Source organism: Waltera acetigignens, from assembly GCF_025567015.1.
GTDB lineage: Bacteria > Bacillota > Clostridia > Lachnospirales > Lachnospiraceae > Acetatifactor > Acetatifactor acetigignens.
The window spans coordinates 1-18,722 of sequence record NZ_JAOQJO010000026.1 but is presented as its reverse complement, the minus strand read 5'-3'; the positions used below and the strand labels follow the sequence as shown (position 1 = coordinate 18,722).

The window sequence follows — 18,722 nt, the reverse complement described above, 5'->3', positions numbered from 1 at the left end:
TTGCGAATAAATTCACTGCCGCTTTTCAGTAGATAAATCAGATTCCCCTCGTATTCTTTATCGTCCAGTGCATCATCAAAGATAGAGCCTTTTTCCAAGCCATTCCACCGGGTACAGAACATACGGGAGTTATAAACTGTGTGCTGATCGGTCATGAGCTTTCCGGCATTGGTCAAGATCCCATTTTTGTCAGCCAAACCGAAGGAGACATAATCGGATGGCTCAAAGCGGAGGCCGGTCCGTTCCAGATAGGTTGCCTCCAGGAGTGTGAAGCTGTAATCCTTTTTCACAGCTTCTGTTGTTAAGGTGTCAAAGGACTGATTGGTTCCCTTTAAGATCAGTTCATTTACAATGTAATCTGGGGCAATTACGCTTTCATTTCCAACACGGATATATGCTTCCATCACGCCGTCTGCCTTGTAATAATATGGGGTGCTGCGGCCGGGAGAAACCTCCAGAGCTAATAGATTTTTACCATCTTCCTGTAATGGTTTTAAGATAAACTGAGGTAATGGTGTGATTCGTTCTTTGATTAAGCGGCTGATTGCCTCAGCATCCTTTTGAACATCGGACAAGCCAATCGGTTTCCGGTCATCAGAGATTCCGAAAAACAGAGTTCCGCCGATGCCATTAGAAAAGGAACTGACACTTTTTAACCAGCTTTTGGGTTTCTTTATTTCAAGTGCAACTTTGAAATCACATTCGGTTGCTTCAGCAATGAGCTGTTCTATCATAAAATCCCTCCTTTGAGGTATTGGTAGCTTCTTTATATTATACCCATAAGGAGAGTTTATTTCAACGATAGGCGCAAAGAGTTCAGAGAAAATATTTTGAGAGGAGGGCTTTTTATGGCAACTACAAGAATCATGCCGCTTCATGTCGGCAAAGGCCGCACAGAGAGTCGGGCGATCAGTGACATCATCGACTATGTAGCAAATCCACAGAAAACAGATAACGGCAAACTCATTACCGGCTATGCGTGTGACAGCCGGACTGCGGATGCAGAGTTTCTTCTGGCAAAGCGGCAGTACATTGCCGCTACCGGACGGGTGCGCGGCGCAGATGATGTGATCGCCTATCATGTGCGCCAGTCCTTCCGTCCCGGTGAGATTACCCCGGAAGAAGCAAACAGGCTGGGTGTGGAATTTGCCAAGCGATTCACCAAGGGGAATCATGCCTTTGTGGTCTGCACTCACATAGACAAGTCGCACATTCATAATCACATTATCTGGTCATCGGTCAGCTTAGAATATGACCGGAAATTCCGAAACTTTTGGGGCAGCACCAAGGCGGTTCGCCGGTTAAGTGATACCATCTGCATTGAAAACGGATTGTCCATTGTAGAGAATCCGAAACTTCACGGAAAAAGCTATAACAAGTGGCTGGGAGATCAGGCAAAGCCCTCTCACCGAGAGCTGCTGCGTGTGGCGATTGACAACGCATTATCACAAAGTCCTGCTGACTTTGAAGAACTGCTGAAGCTGTTGCGAGAATATGGTTGTGAAGTCTCAAAGCGCGGAAAATCGTATCGACTGAAACTCTCTGGCTGGGAGAAAGCCGCCCGCATGGACAGTCTGGGCGAAGGATATGGATTGGAAGATTTGCGGGCAGTTCTCTTAGGGAAGAAAGCACATACCCCGCGAAAGAAAACAGTCACACAGGCAGAGCCGCCGAAGATCAATCTGCTGGTGGACATTCAGGCAAAATTGCAGGCTGGAAAAGGTGCTGGCTATGCTCGATGGGCTAAAGTTTTTAATCTGAAACAAATGGCGCAGACCATGAATTACCTGTCAGAGAACAATCTGCTGGAGTATGCGGTTTTGGAAGAAAAGGCTGCGGCTACCACGGCACATCACAATGATCTTTCGGCGCAGATCAAAGCGGCTGAAAAGCGCATGGCAGAGATCGCTGTTCTGCGTACTCACATCGTAAATTATGCCAAGACCCGTGAGATCTATGTGGCATACCGCAAGGCGGGATACTCTAAGAAATTCCGGGAGGAACATGAGGAAGAAATTCTGCTCCATCAGGCTGCTAAGAATGCCTTTGATGAGATGGGAGTCAAGAAGCTTCCCAAGGTCAAAGAGTTGCAGACGGAGTACGCGAAATTGCTGGAAGAAAAGAAAAAGACCTATGCCGAGTACCGGCGTTCCCGTGAGGAAATGCGGGAGCTTTTAACGGCAAAGGCAAATGTAGATCGAGTGCTGAAAATGGAGGTAGAACAGGATGTTGAAAAAGAAAAAGACCACGGCCAGCGGTAAGCTGGTCCTGGTCAAAAGCGTTCGCAGAACGCGCAGCCACAGAATGAAATTCTGTGTTCAAAGGGGCTTGGGGGCGCTGCCCTCAACAAGCAAGCGGAGAGGAAAATCACGGAGGGATTTTCTTCTCTGCGGGCCTGTGTGTATTAACACAGGCATTGCTTGCCTCTTTTCTCCGAAATTGAAAAGAACCAGTGAGAGAATCGTTAAATTTCACTCACTGGCTCAATTTGTTTCAAATTTCTCGGACAACTCTGTCAGTTCCTTCACTGTTTCCTGTGTGTGATGTAACAGGGTGTCACGCATTTCTGGCGGACAGCTGGAATAAAGCATTTTCATCTGATTGACACCTTCATCTTCCAGAGAAATATCTGGATTTATAAGCGTATCTAAAGAGATGTGCAGGACCTTTGCCAATGCTCTTAAAATCAAATAAGAAGGATTCATTTTCCCCTTTTCGATATTGGCGATTTGCTTTACAGAAACATGGCTCAGATCAGAAAGCTCCTGCTGCGTCAGATCTTTATTCTTTCGGGCTTCCCGCGTTTTCTGCCCTAAAGCAGTTAAATCATCAATCGGCATAATCATTCACCTCAAATATATTTTATCGTTCCGGTTTATATGATGGAATGACCTTATTATGCCTGATAATCAGTATGATTATGCCGATTTTATAGAGCTGCGATTGGTGATAAACTTGTATTGTTCGAGACAAAGAACTATAATGTACTCTGTGGAGGTGCAGAATGGATTATATGACACTAAAAGAGGCCGCCGAAAAATGGGGCGTGACACCTCGTAGAGTAAATTACTATTGTGCCGCCGGGCGCATATCTGGAGCTGTAAAGATGGCAACTATCTGGCTAATTCCAAAGGATGCGGAAAAGCCGATTGATGGTCGAACAAAACAAGGAAAGGCAGAAAAGTATGAGTAAGATATTACTTCTTGAAGATGATCTAAGCCTGATTAACGGGCTTTCTTTTGCTTTCAAAAAGCAGGGATTTGAATTAAATATCGCCAGAACGCTCAAAGAAGCGGAGGAATTGTGGACAGACGGAAAATATGATTTGTTGGTGTTGGACGTATCTCTGCCAGATGGGTCTGGCTTTGAATTTTGCAAAAGAGTTCGACTTACATCAAAGGTGCCAATTATTTTTCTGACGGCTTCGGATGAGGAAACAAGTATTATTATGGGGCTGGATATTGGAGGTGATGACTATATCACAAAACCGTTCAAACTGGGGGTTCTCGTTTCAAGGATTAACGCCTTACTTCGACGTGCAAATTCTTTTCAAGCAGCAGACACAGAATTGCAGTCGAATGGCATCAAAGTTCTTTTGCTGCAAGGACAGGTTTTCAAAAATGGGGAACTGTTGGATTTGACTGCCGCGGAATACAAGCTACTGTGCTTGTTTATGAGAAACCCAAGCATGGTGCTGACAAAGGGACAAATTTTAGATAAGCTATGGGATTGCGACGGGAATTATATCGACAGTAGTACCCTTACGGTCTATATGCGTCGGCTTCGTATGAAGATCGAGGATAATCCAAGCGAACCGCAAATGCTCCTGACAGTTCGGGGTATGGGCTACAAATGGAATGTAATCAAGTGAGGTGGCCTATGAAAATATTTGCAAACAAGGAAATAAAAAAATTGTTTCTTGCTGTATCCGTTATTTGGGTAGTCTCCCTTCTGCTGACACAAGGTTTTTTATGGTTGTTCTATCAGCAGTTTTCGCTGTTTTTATTGCTTGTTTCCTTATTGGCTGGAACGTCCATGTTGGCAGTATGCTGTTCCTATTTCAGAAAACAAAATAAGATCATGGAGCAGGCAGTATCGCAGATCAATGCGTATCTTGATGGGAATCTTGACGCTCGTATTGAATGTGATTACGAGGGTGAACTATATCGGCTATTTCATGCTGTCAATTCTCTGGCGGCTGTCTTAAACGCTCATGCAGATAATGAACTCCGGGAAAAGGAATTTTTGAAAAATACGATCTCTGATATTTCCCATCAACTGAAAACACCGCTGGCAGCACTCAATATTTATAACGGACTCCTTCAAGACGAGGATATAGAAGTGTCCTCCGTGAAAGAATTTGCGGGTTTGTCTGAGCAGGAACTTGACCGTATCGAAACACTGGTGCAAAGTCTGCTCAAGATTACAAGATTGGATGCCGGAGCCATTGCCTTGGAAAAGAACACAGAAAATGTTGCAGATATGATGCGGGATATTGAACTGCATTTTGCATATAGAGCCAGACAGGAAAAGAAAGAAATCATTCTGTCTGGCTCGGATCATCTTTCTCTTTTTTGTGATCGTGATTGGTTGAATGAGGCAATCGACAATATTGTGAAAAATGCGTTTGACCATACAGAAAGTGGTGCAACAATTCGTGTTGCGTGGAAGGAGTTGCCGTCTGGTGTCCAAATTGTGATAACGGATAATGGATGCGGCATCCACCCAGAAGATATACATCACATCTTCAAGCGGTTTTATCGCAGTCGTTTTTCTAAGGACAAGCAAGGGATTGGACTGGGATTACCTTTGGCAAAGGCAATCGTTGAAGCACATAACGGCACCATTGAGGTTGACAGCGAATTAGGTATCGGGACAACTTTCACAATGAATTTTCTGATTCCTACAAAATTGTAGGCTGGCTGTAGGCTTACAGTAAGATTCAGGTGCTATTCTCTCAAACATAGGCAGGACAAACAAAGACAGCCTGCCTATATCGCAAAATCATTCAGAAAGAGGTGTTTACACTATGAACTTATTAGAAGTCAAAAATATCAGTAAGACCTATGGCAACGGAGAAACCGCTGTCAAGGCATTAAAGGATGTCAGCTTTTCTGTTCCAAAGGGCGAGTATGTAGCAATCGTCGGGGAATCCGGTTCTGGTAAAAGTACACTGCTGAATATGATCGGTGCTTTGGACACGCCAACATCTGGCAAGGTTCTGATTGACGGCAAGGACATTTTTTCCATGAACGATCGAAAGCTGACCGTTTTCCGCCGGAGGAATATCGGCTTTATCTTTCAGGCGTTTAACCTTATCCCGGAGTTGACGGTGGAACAAAATATTATTTTTCCGCTGTTGTTGGATTATCAAAAGCCGGATAAGAGATATTTGGAGGAACTGCTGACGGTTTTGAATTTGAAAGATCGTCGTAATCATTTACCCAGTCAGCTTTCCGGCGGTCAACAGCAGAGAGTGGCGATTGGCCGCGCATTGATTACCCGTCCTTCTCTGATTCTGGCAGACGAGCCAACAGGAAATTTGGACTCACAAAACAGCAGTGAGGTCATAGCATTGCTCAAAGAAACATCGAAAAAATACGAGCAGACCATCATTATGATTACCCACAACCGCAGTATTGCGCAAACGGCAGACCGGGTATTACAGGTATCGGATGGTACTTTGACTGATTTTGGGAGGTGCCGTGAATGAAAAGCTATCTTAGTCTTATTCCCATCTCCGCTAAAGTTCACCGCCGACAAAATCGTATGACGCTGCTTTGCATTGTATTTGCTGTGTTTATGGTAACAGCAATATTCAGTATGGCAGAAATGGGTTTTCGGATGGAACAGGCCCGATTGGTTGGTAAGCATGGAAGTTTCTCTATTGGAGACTTACTCGGCAGTTCCATGGGGCAAACCCTTCTTTCTGTTGCGGTTGTTATGTTCCTGCTGATTTTGATTGCAGGCGTTTTGATGATTTCCAGCAGCATGAACAGCAGCGTTGCACAGAGAACCCGATTTTTCGGAATGATGCGCTGCATTGGTATGAGTAAGCAGCAGATTATTCGGTTTGTTCGTCTGGAGGCATTGAACTGGTGCAAAACGGCTGTACCCATCGGTCTTATTTTAGGGGTTGTTACAACATGGGGGCTATGTGCGGTACTACGCTTTGTAGTTAGAGAAGAATTTTCTGATATTCCCCTCTTTGGTATCAGTATTTTTGGCATTGTCTGCGGTATCTTTGTTGGACTGATTACTGTGCTGATCGCCGCAAATGCTCCGGCGAAACATGCCGCGAAAGTATCTCCTATCACAGCGGTGTCTGGAAATGCAGACTACGGAAAAACAATGCATCATTGCCAGTATACAGGACTCGGAAAGATTGAAGCGCTTCTCGGTATCGACCATGCGGTCTCCGGGAAGAAAAATTTATTCCTGATGACAGGTTCTTTTGCACTTAGTATCATCTTATTTTTGAGCTTTTCCGTTATGATCGATTTTGTGGATTATTTGATACCTCAGTCAGCTGCCACATCAGATATTGATATTGCAAGTGCTGACGGTAATACGATTCCTTGGGAACTGCTTACAACCATCCGCGAAATGGATGGAGTGAAGGAAGTTTACGGGCGTCGTAGTGTGTTTGATGTTTCTGCCAAACTAAACGGCGACACCAACTTTTCTGGTACAGTCGATTTGATTTCTTATGACGATTTTGATTTACAATGTCTAAAAAAAGACAGTGCTTTGAAAAGGGGGAGTGATCTGTTCAAAGTTTTTGGGGACAGCAATTTTGTTTTGGCAACATCCGATCAGGACAGCACATGGAAAATCGGTGACACTGTTCAGATTGGGGATGAAACCCTTACCATAGCTGGACTGTTAAAAAACGACCCATTTAGTGAGAATGGATTGACAAATGGAAAGCTCACATTGATTACCTCTGATGAAACATTTGTCCGTTTGACAGGAGAGGAAGGTTATTCTCTTGTGCTGATACAAACAACGGGAGATGTTACGGACGAAAATGTTCAGGCAATCCAGAATTCCGTAGATCAAACATATAGCTTTCGAGATAAACGCGACGAGCGCACTACGGGAACTTATATGGCTTTTATTTTCTGTGTTTATGCGTTTTTGGCAATTATTGCACTGGTAACGGTAATGAACATTGTCAATAGCATTTCCATGAGTGTGTCTGCCAGAATGAAGCAATATGGAGCTATGCGGGCAGTAGGAATGGATGAACGGCAAATGACGAAAATGATTGCTTGTGAAGCATTCACCTATGCTGTTTTGGGGTGCGTTGTTGGTTGTGCTATTGGCTTGCCGCTTAGCAAATCGCTGTATGATTTCCTTATTGCAGGGCATTTTCCATCTGCTGTGTGGCAGTTCCCAATTATCTCTTTGGGCATTATTCTTCTGTTTGTCTCGATTGCGGCAATCGCAGCTGTATATGCTCCGGCAAAACGAATTCGCAATATGTCGATTACTGCAACCATCAATGAATTATAGTTTCATATGTTAATCTGCCGCGCGACGGCAAAAGAAAAAAAGCCGTCGCAGAGCAGACACATTTTCACGCGCCTATGAAACGGCGGCTTTGATTTTCAGAGCCGCCGTTTCTTTGCGTTTACACAATCCTATGACGACTTGCAGGGACACGGTAGCCGATTGGAGGTTATTTTGCCGTGTCTCGTTTGCTTTTTCAAAGCTCACATGATCTACATCAGTTAAAAAAAGCATTGCTCCTCCTCCGGGCAAGTATAACATTGCATCGGCATTATCGTTCCATGTAATTCAGTATAATAATGGCTGTTCTTGGCGCGCCAGTTTTCCCTCACGGAAATCTGGCGTTTTTTGTTGCCATTTTTTCGGAGATGACCCGGTTGTCTGCCGGTGTCGGTCTCCGCCTCCATTCGATTCACCCGTCAATCACCCGTGAATCGAAATGGAGGTACATAATGAAGAAAATTAACCTTCGGGAACTTTATCCTGATGTTTATACAACAGACTTTTTTGTAGATGTGACAGAGGAAGTAATGGAGACTATTCGAGCAGCTGAACGTGCGGAGGCTGCGTATGAGCGAAAGATGTATCGCTACAAGGCCCAGTATTCTCTGGATTGCGAGAATGGCATTGAAAATGCAGTGCTGTTGAAGCCGCAAACGCCGGAAATGCTTCTGGAGGAAAAACAGCTTCAGGAGCAGGTCTATGCTGCTGTGATGAGGCTGCCGGAGAAACAGGCAAAGAGGATTTATGCCCGATACTATCTGGGAATGACGGTAAATGAAATTGCCGAAGTAGAAGGTGTAGATCCAAGCCGTGTCCGTGACAGTATCCGGCGTGGTCTGAAGCAGCTGGCAAAGTATTTTTAGGGTAGAATAACAGAGGGCGCAAGGTCTCAAAGTGCTTCTGCATAAGACCTTGCGCCCTACCTATTGTAGTAGCCTTAGAGGTGTATTTTGTAAAGCTATCTTTGAGTGAAGAAACATGATCTTTATCAAGAAAATTTGTCGGCTCATCTAATAGCAATACATCTGGTTTTTCAAGCAGTAGCTTTGCCAAAATCACTTTTCCTCATTCATATATAAAAGACCAGCGCCACTCAAAGTTGCTGGTCTTTCCGAATAATGATTTATTGTTGATTCTTTTTTAATGAAGCAATCCATGCTTGGATTGCTTCCACCAGTACATACTGCTGACGCAAAACAGCCATACCTGTTGCGGGAATACTGGGCTCATTTTCTTTTTTCTGTATATTATGTTCCAGATAGGATTTTAAAGTACTAATATTTTCTTCAATTTCTGCTATGCACGATTTTTGTTTTTCAGGTGGCAAGGAATCCAAATTCACAATAACAGCGTTGAAGTCCAGAAAAATGTTAATAGGTTTTCCAGAAATCTCAAACATGAGCCGTTCAAATTCCGCTTCTCCCGCTTCCGTCAGGGAATAAATCGCTTTTTCTGGCATCTTCCCTTCCTTTACGATTTCGCCTCGGATTAGCCCCTTTTCTTCTAACTGAATGGCTTTTTTATAAATGGATGGAGTGCTGATTTTTACCCATTTGGATATGTTTCTATATTCTACTAACTTTTGAATATCGTAGGCGCTCATTGGCTCCTTTTTCAATATTCCCAACACGATTAAATCTATGGTTGCCATGTGGAATCACACCCTTTCACTATGCTTTCTGCATGAAAGAATACTGTCAAAGTTACTATAAATTATAGTATTAGATTTTATACTCTTTGTCAAGATAAAACGCCTGACTCCTCTTGACATATACTATAAATTATAGTAGTATGATTTATACGGTAGTATACTATAATCTATACTACTATAAATTACACTCAAAGAAGCGAAAGGAGTATTAACAATGAATGAACGCAACAACAAACTTGAGCTTTTGGGCAGTGCGCCTATCCCAAAAGCGCTGATGGCTCTCGGCATACCGATTATGATTGGGATGTTGATCAATGCACTCTATAATCTGGTGGATGCCTATTTTGTGAGTGGCTTGGGCAAAAGTCAAATGGGTGCTATTTCTGTCGTATTTCCGTTGGGACAAGTCGTGGTCGGTTTAGGCCTTATGTTCGGTAACGGAGCCGCATCTTATCTGTCAAGACTATTGGGACGCGGAGATAAAGATATCGCCGATAAAGTGGCAAGCACCGCATTGTATAGCAGTATTCTGATTGGTGCTATTATCATCCTACTTTCTGCGATTTTCCTTAAACCAATTTTGGTAATGTTGGGCGCGACGGAAACAATTATGCCGTATGCCTTGACATACGCAAGAATTTATGTGCTGTCCTGTGTTTTCAATGTATTTAATGTAACAATGAACAATATTGTAAGTAGCGAGGGTGCAGCAAAAACGACCATGTGTGCCTTGCTATTGGGAGCCGTATTGAACATCGGATTAGACCCTCTTTTCATTTATACTTTGGACATGGGAGTAGAAGGTGCAGCAATCGCCACAGCAATTTCGCAAATGGTATCCACGCTTGTTTATCTTACCTATGTTCTGCGCAAAAAAAGCGTATTTTCGTTCAGCATAAAAGAGTTTTCTCCTACGAGGCAAATGATAACGGAAATTTTGAAAATTGGAGTTCCCACTTTGGTGTTCCAACTACTAACAAGTCTTTCGATTGCGCTAATTAACCGCGCATCCAGCAATTATGGCGATTCGGTCATTGCAGGCATGGGGGCGGTTACGCGAGTTACTTCTATGGGAACTCTTGTTGTCTTTGGATTTCTGAAAGGGTTCCAGCCTATTGCTGGATTCAGCTATGGGGCAAAGAAGTTTGATCGCCTGCGCGAAGCAATCAAAACCTCAATCATTTGGTCTACAAGTTTCTGCTTAGTCGTAGGCTTGGTGATGGCCGTTTTTTCTACGCAGATTATCTCTCAATTTACTGAGGGAGATAATCAAATGATTTTAGTGGGTCAAAAATCACTGTTTGCAAATGGGATCACATTCATTCTTTTTGGTTTCTACACGGTTTACTCCTCTTTGTTCCTTGCCTTGGGTAAAGGTGCGGCAGGTTTCTTTTTGGGAGCATGTAGACAAGGTGTCTGCTTTGTTCCTGTCATTTTGCTGCTGCCTATGGTATGGGGAATGAACGGAATCCTATATGCCCAACCCATCGCAGATGTAATTTCCGTAGTAATCACTGTATTTATGGCGTTACACCTTCATCGGGAATTGTCTATGGCTGAAAAACAGGCTATGTCCAATTCGGAAATATAAGATACTTCTCCTTGACTTTTACTATCAACAATAGTACTATTGATAATAGTAAAAGTTGGAGGTGTAGTTATGTCGTCAATCGATTTAGTCATACTTGGTATTGTATTGGAAAAACCGCAAAGCGCCTATGACATTCAAAAGGATGTGGAGTACCACCATTTTTCCCGCTGGACAAAAATAAGCGTACCTTCTATTTATCGCAAGGTTCTCCAGTTGAGCGAAAAGGGTTATCTGCAAAGCGATATTGTCAAGGGCGATAAGTTTGCGGATAAAGCCATTTATTCTATTACCGATCAGGGCAGAGCGTATTTCAAGGAGCTGATGGCCTCTTATGTCGCTGGCCCAGTACCCTTGCTATTCGATTTCAATGTGGTCATTACCAATTTGAACAAGATGGACAAGGTCGAAGCGTTGGAGCTGGTTTCGGCTTTGCGCCAGAGCATACAGTCCTCGGCTGAATCCAACGAGGGCTATGCGCGGGAATTTACAGACATTCCTTTGGTTGGGAGAACGATTTTTGAGCAGCAGCAGCTTCTCTATCGAGCCCTTCTGGAATGGCTGGATCACTTTGAAGGGCAGTTCTTAGAAGAATGAGTACAGGCCCCCAAAGCAGTTTGACCATCCTGTTCGAAGCTCCGTTTTGGATCGGTCTATATGAAAGAACGGATAACGGTAAGTACGAGGTATGCAAAATCACTTTTGGCTCAGAGCCCAAAGATTACGAGGTCTATGAGTTTCTGCTGAAGAATTGGCACAAGTTGAAATTTAGTCCCCCAATCCAGGCCGAAGTAGCCATGGAGCGAAAAATCAATCCCAAACGTATGCAGCGCGAAATTCAAAGCCAACTGCAGGATAAAGGCATTGGCACAAAGGCACAGCAGGCGTTGAAACTCCAGCATGAGCAATGTAAGCTGGAACGGAAAACCAAGAGCCGTGAGCAGAAAGAGGCTGAGAAAGACCGTCAGTTTGCCATACGGCAGGAAAAGAAGAAAGCCAAGCACAGAGGAAGATAACATGAAGATAGAATGGATTTTATGCCCCTTTTGCGGCAGCAAAACGCGATTGAAAATCCGCGGTGATACAGTACTGGAAAACTTTCCGTTATATTGTCCTAAATGCAAACATGAAACCCTGATTACGGTAAGAAAACTAAATTTATCCATCGTTCAAGAGCCAGACGCACAGACGCAGAGCCGATAATACACAAGGTAAATTCACTTGTGGTTATCGGTCCTTTTTTATTTCAATATACGACGAGAGCCTGCCCCGCCCAATGGGGAAAGAAAAAAACCGTAGCTGGGCAGGTTGATTTTGTGCGCTTACTCTACTTACTTTGGCGGCGGTTTTGAGAAATCAGAGCCGCCGTTTCTTTGCGTTTACACAAACCTATAACGACTTGCAGGGACACGGTAGCCGATTGGAGGTTATTTTGCCGTGTCTCGTTTGCTTTTTCAAAGCTCACATGATCTACATCAGTTAAAAAAAGCATTGCTCCTCCTCCGGGCAAGTATAACATTGCATCGGCATTATCGTTCCATGTAATTCAGTATAATAATGGCTGTTCTTGGCGCGCCAGTTTTCCCTCACGGAAATCTGGCGTTTTTTGTTGCCATTTTTTCGGAGATGACCCGGTTGTCTGCCGGTGTCGGTCTCCGCCTCCATTCGATTCACCCGTCAATCACCCGTGAATCGAAATGGAGGTACATAATGAAGAAAATTAACCTTCGGGAACTTTATCCTAATGTTTATACAACAGACTTTTTTGTAGATGTGACAGAGGAAGTAATGGAGACTATTCGAGCAGCTGAACGTGCGGAAGCTGCTTATGACCGGAGGATGTATCGCTATAAGGCGTACTACTCCCTGGACTGCGACAACGGCATTGAAAATGCGATTCTGATGAAGCCCCAGACACCGGAGATGCTTCTGGAGGAAAAACAGTTTCAGGAGCAGGTCTATGCCGCTGTGATGAAGCTGCCGGAGAAACAGGCAAAGCGAATTTATGCCCGATACTATCTGAGAATGACGGTAAATGAAATTGCCGAAGTAGAAGGTGTAGACCCAAGCCGTGTCCGAGACAGTATCCGCCGTGGATTAAAGCAGCTTGTAAAATATTTTTGATAAAATTTCATTTGATGCGCCTGTTTTTTGCCTTTTTTGTCAGTGTTAATAAGAAGGACAAGTTTTCCTCCTTCATCAGTACATTGACAATCGAATAGACAGCACAACAGGTACATAACCCATGTACGAGCGAATATGAAACGCCGCGAAGATGGAGCAGTCAGGGAGGTGATGAAAGAACTGCTTCGGAGCGATCTACGATTTCATAAAACGGATTGTGGCAGATTCGGCGCGATGACTGCATGGGGGCTTAAAGATACTTCCTCACGGCCCGCCAAAGACTTGGGGGGAACCCTGCGGCACACGATACGAACGATGTTGCGGAGTTATGACAGCCGCGCCAGCGGAGACCTATTGTGTTCCCATCGTCAGGGGGCGTGGCAAATGTGACGAAAGCTGAGTTTTATAAATAGGAAGCGTTTGCAGTTTCCTGTTCAAAATCAGATACCATGCGCTGGCAGTTTCGGCTGCCAGCGTATTCATGTGGCTTTGAACAAACACGATGACAGACTTGACAGATTGGAGGAAATATGCTTTATGGAAAAACTTATTACACGAAAAGAAGCAGCAGAAATTTTAGGTATCAGCATTGCAACCCTGGACGCGGCCCGTAACAACGGTCTTATTTCTTATGTGCAATATGTGCAGAATGGCTGTGTGTATTTTACTTCAGCGGGCCTTCAGGAGTATATCGCAAAATGCACCCACAGAGCAAAGCCAGCAGAAAAGAACGCAACTTATCGTAAACCTCGCAGAGCTGGAGTGTGAGCCGGTCCGTATCCTTGTCGAAATCATAATGGTCTGATAAAACATAGATACAGCGCTGGAGTATATTCTTAGGAGGTGGCGGAATTGGCAAAAAGAAAAAGAGCAATTCCACAATACGGTACAGTTACGCTTAACGGCATAGATTATTATAGAACGCGGGTTCAGAACGCAGATGGAAAACTGGTGGCTCTTTATGCGAGAACACCGGAAGAATTATATGATAAAGAGTTGGGTGCATTAGAGCAGATCGACAACGATACATTCTGCCGGAAATCCCCGACGGTTGCAGACTACTGTGAAAAATGGCTTTTGATGCAGTCGGTTCATGTGAGGGCAACCACGCTGATAGATTATACATCAAAGATCAGACGGCACATCATAAAAGAATTGGGACAGATGCGGATGGCAGATGTGACACTGGATGACATTCAGCTTGCACTTGTTCCTGTTTCCGAGAAATCCGCTTCAGTATATAAGTCAGTGGTTATCCTGTATAAATCCATTTTCCGTGCAGCAAAAGAAAGTAAGATTATTGATAACAACCCAACGATTTACCTTACGGCCAAAGGTGGAGGTGTTCCGCAGAAGGACAGAGCGGCATTGACGGATGAACAGGCTGCCAGACTGCTGGATGCCATTCAGGGACTTCCTCCGTATGTATTTGTCATGTTAGGGCTGTATGCAGGATTGCGGCGAGAAGAAATTCTTGCCCTAAAATGGGATTCTGTATATCTGGATGTGGATTGCCCTTATTTAACGGTGCGCAGGGCATGGCACACGGAAAATAACAGACCGGTGATTCTGGATGAGCTGAAAACGAAAGCCGCGCATAGAAATATTCCGTTGCCGGTTTGCCTTGCAGAGTGTCTGAAAGAGGCAAAGGCTAATTCACAGTCAGAATATGTAGTGCCGAACCGGGATGGTGATCCGCTGTCCTATACACAGTTCAAGCGGCTCTGGCAGTACATTGTAACCCGAACAGTCAAGGAGCGTTTCTATTATCGCTACGAGGATGGAAAGCGTGTAAAGCACACGGTTACGCCGGTCCTCGGTGAAAAGGCAGCACATAACGGCAAAGTGATTTACAGTTTGGATTTTGAAGTGACACCGCATCAGCTGCGGCATACATACATTACGAATCTGATTCATTCTTCCGTGGACCCGAAAACGGTTCAATACCTGGCGGGGCACGAGAGTAGTAAAATTACGATGGATATTTACGCAAAGGTCAAATACAACAGACCGGATGAGCTGGTAAGAACAATGGGTGGTGCATTTGCCCAGTGGGATGCAGCACAGGCATAACAATTATAAAGAGTAGGAAACAAAGCTGGAGCGAGGCAAGGATGTCTCGCTCTTTGTTTTACATAATCCGTATCTTTGATTAAGTGGGTGCTTTCTGATAAAAAGAAGGTGTGAATTTAAGAACACTCATTATCAGGAAAGGAAGATTTGTATGGCTAAGAAAAAACAAAGCGTTCCAGAGTACGGAACGGTTACAAGAAAAGGAACACTGTATTACAGAACCAGAATTACAGATGCCGATGGAAAGCAGGTCAGCTTATATGCGACCACCTGTGAAGAATTATATGAAAAGCAGTTGGAGGCCCGGAGACAGGTGGATGAGATCATCTTTCACCGAAAGCATCCAACGGTTGCCGAGTATTGTGAGAAATGGCTGCTGATGCAGTCAGCAAAGGTGTCTACGGCTACTATAAAAGGATACAGACAGAATATGAAGAATTATGTCATTAGCTCTCTGGGAGATATGTATATGGAGGAAGTGACTGCGGATGATATTCGTCTGGCGCTCGTTCCGCTGTCTCAAAAATCGAAAGGACTGTATGATACGGTAAATATGCTGATTAAGTGTGTGTTTTATTCGGCAGAGCGCAGTCAGCTGATAACCGATAATCCATGTGTGGGAATTTCAGCAAAGGGCGGAAAAGCATCGAAAAAGAAAGATGCCTTAACAGATCAACAGGTTGCGGTTCTGTTGGATACGGTGAAAGAGCTTCCGCCATATCTTTTTATTATGATTGGTTTGTATTCCGGCTTGCGTCGGGAAGAAATTCTTGCATTGCAATGGGATTGTGTATTCCTGGATGAATCCACACCATACATTTCCGTGAGACGTGCATGGCGCGCGGAGCATAACAGGCCGGTGATTTCTACCGTTCAGACAAAAGCAGCTAAAAGGGACATTCCCATTCCGAAGTGCCTGGTGGACTGCCTGCGGGAAGCAAAAGCCAATTCCATATCGGAGTATGTGATTGCGGACAGTGAGGGACAGCCGCTTTCCTATTCTCAGTTTACGAGAGTTTGGCAGTATGTAGTTGTTCGCTCTGCGAAAGAGAGAACTTACTATAAATATGTGAATGGACAGAGCATCAAATATACCGTCAAGCCGACATTAGGAACAACGCAGAGGAACAATCCCAAGATTCGCTATACCCTGAATTTCGATGTAACACCGCACTTGTTGCGGCATACCTACATCACGAATCTGCTCTATGCGGGCGTTGACCCTAAGACAGTTCAGTACCTGGCAGGGCATGAGAATAGTAAGACAACTATGGACATTTACGCGAGGGTCAAGTATAATAAACCAGAGGAACTTTTCGAGGTAGTGAATGATGCTTTGAACCAGGAGAATTTCGATGAAAAATCACCGATTTCCATGGTTAAGGAATAGGACAACCGACAACAGAAAATGCGAAAAAGCCCGTAATATCAAGGAAAAATGCACCATAGAGATGTTTAGTACGGTCTCAAAGCAGCTCGTCGCGCTCCGCAGTTCAGCAAGAGATAATCTACAGCTTAATAATGCTAAAAAGCCCGGAAATACGCCATTTCCCGGGCTTTTTCTATACCAAAAATTCTGCCTGGACTGTTCGGTTTTGATGGAATTTGAACGGAAATTTATGGCTTTATAGTGGTCAAATTACTGGTGGACAATAGGAGCAAATCACGTGCTTGAGTATTCCCTCGCATTGTATTAGAATGAAAAAAGGATTTTTCGCCAATGAAAGCACTTATTCTATGATTCATAGGGTGCATTCTCAATGACAATGCGTTAAGATTTATCCATCAGGAGGAAGATATATGGACGCAAAAACAACAGGCCGCTTTATTGCAGAACTCCGAAAGCAAAAGGGGTACACACAAAAGGAACTGGCTGAAAAAATCATGGTAACAGATAAGGCAATATCTCGCTGGGAAACAGGAAAGGGATTGCCGGACACCTCATTGCTAAAACCGCTTGGAGATATTTTAGGCGTGTCGGTTGGTGAGTTGCTGTCGGGCAAAATAATTGAGGAGGCGGAAATGAAAGACCAAACCGATAGGATTATTTTAGATTCAATGAAGTACTCAAGTCGGATGCTTGCGAATATGGTAAATCTTGTTCTTTTCCTTATTGGATTGGCCTTGGTGATCTCTCCCGTTTTCTTAACAAGTAGAAAATACTATTGGGTAGGTGGTATTGTTTTCATTGGAATTGCTGTACTTCGCACCTACTTAAAGAAAGAGGGTAAAACCGTGAAATTAACAGACAGGGCTTTCTATGCAGTTGGCATCGCATTTCATGCTATTTCGCTGATTTTGGAACTATTGCCTCTTGGAGCTGTTTTGATTTTCGCACCCAGCCCGACGGAAAGAGTGATACATACTTATTCGTATTTCGATTTGAACTTAGTGGGATATGCAAACTTTTCTCCAATGCTCACGGGTATATTGACGGTTGCTGTTGTCATACTTGGAATTACCATTTTATGCAGATACGAAAAAGCGAAAAAACGCAAAAAAGCTGTTTTTGTATGTAGTGTAATTGCCTTCGTGCTTTCTTTTGTTCCGTTATTCATGTTTGGTAGCGACGGTATGACAATGATAAGCTACGTCATTTCTGCGGCAATGGCAGTATCTATTTGTTTTCAAGCCGTTGCAAATCGGAGAGAACTCTCCGCTGCTTGAAAACTTCCCGTATCGACTCTGCTGTTTGGATAATATAATAACTTATCTGCCGCACGACGGCAAAAGAAAAAAAACGTCGTGAAGCAGACAATTTTACACGCGCACATAATGAAGCGGCGGTTTTGAGAAATCAGAGCCGCCGTGTCTGCTTTTGCTTTTCACAGTACCCATGATCTGCACCAGTTAAAAAAAGCGTAGCTCCCCCTCCGGGTTATTCCGGCCTTGGATGCGAAATATGGCAGTACAATAATAATCCGAACGGGTATATTTTGGTTGCACGAGAGTTTGTGAAAGGGGGATTATTATGACCGATGTTAGAAGAAAAGTCTCTATGTCACAGGTGCTGGCAGATATAAAGCCTTACATAACGAAAAAGTTCATGGCGGTACCGTGTATTAAGGAGCAAGACATTCAGGCTATCTGTCAAATCCTTCTGCCCAGATACAAGAATGTGCAGCTCATTGCAAAAGGCGTGTTCGTCCCTGTCAGTAGTTTACCGCAGAGAGAGCCGATGAAAGGAGTACAAACAGCATGAATATCACTTACACACAGAACGGCGATTATTTTATCCCGAACATCATTATCCGCAAGACCAAGCCCCTCGGGCACTACGGCAGACTCCGCAAAGCGTATCTGGAAATGCACCGTCCGATACTGTTCAATGAGCTGGTGCTATCCGACAAGATCTTTGAGCATTGCGCCGAGATTGACGAAGCGGCACGAAACCGCATAGAGCTGATCGTGCGGTCACTGGCAGAGCAAAACGGCGTGAACGAACAGCTGAAAGCCGAAAACCAAATGGAATGGGTGCGGCAGATGAACGTTTGCAAGACACAGGCAGAGGAGATTGTGAAAGCGGAATTGATTTATGATTGAGCGAGAAAGTCCGGGCAGAAAACTGTTCGGACTTTTCTCATATAGTCCAAAGCTGCGGTAGAAATGTTCACAAGTTTTATGGTATAATTTGAATACGAAAAGTGAGCAACAAATCGAAGTTTGTAAGGAACAGAAACTTCTTTAGGCTACAATCAATAGCGGCGTAAACGAAAAAGCAGTCTTACGTTATAGAAAACTGCCCTTTCGTTTGCGCTGCGTTTGAT

At 44.0% G+C, this 18,722-nt stretch carries 23 protein-coding genes; 18 read left to right on the top strand and 5 right to left on the bottom strand.

Annotated elements, in window-relative coordinates; all coding sequences use genetic code 11:
• Positions 1-734: AlbA family DNA-binding domain-containing protein (locus OCV96_RS18290; RefSeq protein ID WP_262595105.1), on the bottom strand; the 734-nt coding region annotated here is incomplete at its 3' end.
• A 114-nt stretch (positions 735-848) separates the two neighbouring features.
• Here OCV96_RS18290 and OCV96_RS18285 point away from each other — a divergent pair.
• Positions 849-2,261: a relaxase/mobilization nuclease domain-containing protein gene (locus OCV96_RS18285; protein ID WP_215650758.1), complete on the top strand. Its 1,413-nt coding sequence runs from the start codon at positions 849-851 to the stop codon at positions 2,259-2,261.
• 222 nt (positions 2,262-2,483) lie between these two features.
• Here the strand turns inward: OCV96_RS18285 and OCV96_RS18280 are convergent, their stop codons facing one another.
• Entirely contained in the window at positions 2,484-2,840 is a 357-nt protein-coding gene (locus OCV96_RS18280) for a helix-turn-helix domain-containing protein (RefSeq protein WP_118037221.1), read from the bottom strand.
• Positions 2,841-3,004: 164 nt separating this feature from the next.
• On the opposite strand from OCV96_RS18280, the gene OCV96_RS18275 reads away from it, so the two are divergent.
• From OCV96_RS18275 to OCV96_RS18255, 5 genes are all read left to right on the top strand, one after another.
• Complete coding sequence (locus OCV96_RS18275; RefSeq protein WP_025581218.1) at positions 3,005-3,193, top strand: MerR family transcriptional regulator; 189 nt, start codon at positions 3,005-3,007, stop codon at positions 3,191-3,193.
• The gene (locus tag OCV96_RS18270) at positions 3,186-3,872 is read left to right on the top strand and encodes a response regulator transcription factor (RefSeq protein WP_215650757.1); all 687 of its coding nucleotides are present in this window, start codon (positions 3,186-3,188) and stop codon (positions 3,870-3,872) included. The genes OCV96_RS18275 and OCV96_RS18270 overlap by 8 nt, the downstream gene beginning before the upstream one ends.
• An 8-nt stretch (positions 3,873-3,880) precedes the next feature.
• On the top strand, positions 3,881-4,918 hold the full coding sequence (locus OCV96_RS18265; protein ID WP_118037219.1) for a HAMP domain-containing sensor histidine kinase: 1,038 nt from the start codon (positions 3,881-3,883) through the stop codon (positions 4,916-4,918).
• A 112-nt stretch (positions 4,919-5,030) separates the two neighbouring features.
• Entirely contained in the window at positions 5,031-5,714 is a 684-nt protein-coding gene (locus OCV96_RS18260; RefSeq protein WP_118037218.1) for an ABC transporter ATP-binding protein, read from the top strand.
• On the top strand, positions 5,711-7,519 hold the full coding sequence (locus OCV96_RS18255) for an ABC transporter permease (RefSeq protein WP_215650756.1): 1,809 nt from the start codon (positions 5,711-5,713) through the stop codon (positions 7,517-7,519). Before OCV96_RS18260 ends, OCV96_RS18255 begins: the two co-directional genes overlap by 4 nt.
• A gap of 72 nt (positions 7,520-7,591) precedes the next feature.
• Here OCV96_RS18255 and OCV96_RS18250 read toward each other — a convergent pair whose 3' ends face one another.
• Positions 7,592-7,750: a hypothetical protein gene (locus OCV96_RS18250; protein WP_173880161.1), complete on the bottom strand. Its 159-nt coding sequence runs from the start codon at positions 7,748-7,750 to the stop codon at positions 7,592-7,594.
• Positions 7,751-7,968: 218 nt separating this feature from the next.
• Here OCV96_RS18250 and OCV96_RS18245 point away from each other — a divergent pair, with 218 nt between their 5' ends.
• A complete protein-coding gene (locus OCV96_RS18245; protein ID WP_215650755.1) occupies positions 7,969-8,382 on the top strand; it encodes a sigma-70 family RNA polymerase sigma factor in 414 nt (137 codons plus the stop codon).
• Between the two features lie 260 nt (positions 8,383-8,642).
• Here OCV96_RS18245 and OCV96_RS18240 read toward each other — a convergent pair whose 3' ends face one another.
• Positions 8,643-9,170: a PadR family transcriptional regulator gene (locus OCV96_RS18240; protein WP_055201207.1), complete on the bottom strand. Its 528-nt coding sequence runs from the start codon at positions 9,168-9,170 to the stop codon at positions 8,643-8,645.
• 214 nt (positions 9,171-9,384) lie between these two features.
• On the opposite strand from OCV96_RS18240, the gene OCV96_RS18235 reads away from it, so the two are divergent.
• The 4 genes from OCV96_RS18235 (at position 9,385) to OCV96_RS18220 (ending at position 11,961) form a co-directional block, all read left to right on the top strand.
• Complete coding sequence (locus OCV96_RS18235; protein WP_215650754.1) at positions 9,385-10,761, top strand: MATE family efflux transporter; 1,377 nt, start codon at positions 9,385-9,387, stop codon at positions 10,759-10,761.
• Between the two features lie 69 nt (positions 10,762-10,830).
• Positions 10,831-11,355 carry a PadR family transcriptional regulator gene (locus tag OCV96_RS18230; protein ID WP_119224691.1) on the top strand — a complete coding sequence of 175 codons (525 nt, stop codon included), beginning with the start codon at positions 10,831-10,833 and terminating at the stop codon, positions 11,353-11,355.
• On the top strand, positions 11,352-11,774 hold the full coding sequence (locus tag OCV96_RS18225) for a YjdF family protein (protein ID WP_119224690.1): 423 nt from the start codon (positions 11,352-11,354) through the stop codon (positions 11,772-11,774). The genes OCV96_RS18230 and OCV96_RS18225 overlap by 4 nt, the downstream gene beginning before the upstream one ends.
• A 1-nt stretch (position 11,775) precedes the next feature.
• Entirely contained in the window at positions 11,776-11,961 is a 186-nt protein-coding gene (locus tag OCV96_RS18220; protein WP_117441390.1) for a cysteine-rich KTR domain-containing protein, read from the top strand.
• Positions 11,962-12,085: 124 nt separating this feature from the next.
• On the opposite strand, the gene OCV96_RS18215 is transcribed toward OCV96_RS18220, so the two are convergent.
• Positions 12,086-12,250 (bottom strand): hypothetical protein, encoded by a 165-nt coding sequence (locus OCV96_RS18215; RefSeq protein WP_015540978.1) that lies wholly within the window; start codon positions 12,248-12,250, stop codon positions 12,086-12,088.
• A 218-nt stretch (positions 12,251-12,468) separates the two neighbouring features.
• Between OCV96_RS18215 and OCV96_RS18210 the strand changes: the two genes are divergently transcribed.
• From OCV96_RS18210 to OCV96_RS18180, 7 genes are all read left to right on the top strand, one after another.
• On the top strand, positions 12,469-12,882 hold the full coding sequence (locus tag OCV96_RS18210; protein WP_154780954.1) for a sigma-70 family RNA polymerase sigma factor: 414 nt from the start codon (positions 12,469-12,471) through the stop codon (positions 12,880-12,882).
• A 537-nt stretch (positions 12,883-13,419) separates the two neighbouring features.
• A complete protein-coding gene (locus OCV96_RS18205) occupies positions 13,420-13,650 on the top strand; it encodes a helix-turn-helix domain-containing protein (protein ID WP_008728422.1) in 231 nt (76 codons plus the stop codon).
• Positions 13,651-13,734: 84 nt separating this feature from the next.
• A complete protein-coding gene (locus OCV96_RS18200; RefSeq protein WP_215650753.1) occupies positions 13,735-14,955 on the top strand; it encodes a tyrosine-type recombinase/integrase in 1,221 nt (406 codons plus the stop codon).
• 151 nt (positions 14,956-15,106) lie between these two features.
• A complete protein-coding gene (locus tag OCV96_RS18195; protein WP_262595104.1) occupies positions 15,107-16,345 on the top strand; it encodes a tyrosine-type recombinase/integrase in 1,239 nt (412 codons plus the stop codon).
• Between the two features lie 410 nt (positions 16,346-16,755).
• Positions 16,756-17,622 carry a helix-turn-helix domain-containing protein gene (locus OCV96_RS18190; protein ID WP_262595103.1) on the top strand — a complete coding sequence of 289 codons (867 nt, stop codon included), beginning with the start codon at positions 16,756-16,758 and terminating at the stop codon, positions 17,620-17,622.
• 304 nt (positions 17,623-17,926) lie between these two features.
• Positions 17,927-18,157, top strand: a complete 231-nt coding sequence (locus OCV96_RS18185; RefSeq protein WP_262595102.1) for a hypothetical protein — start codon at positions 17,927-17,929, stop codon at positions 18,155-18,157.
• On the top strand, positions 18,154-18,498 hold the full coding sequence (locus OCV96_RS18180) for a TnpV protein (protein ID WP_262595101.1): 345 nt from the start codon (positions 18,154-18,156) through the stop codon (positions 18,496-18,498). The genes OCV96_RS18185 and OCV96_RS18180 overlap by 4 nt, the downstream gene beginning before the upstream one ends.
• Positions 18,499-18,722 lie beyond the last annotated feature (224 nt).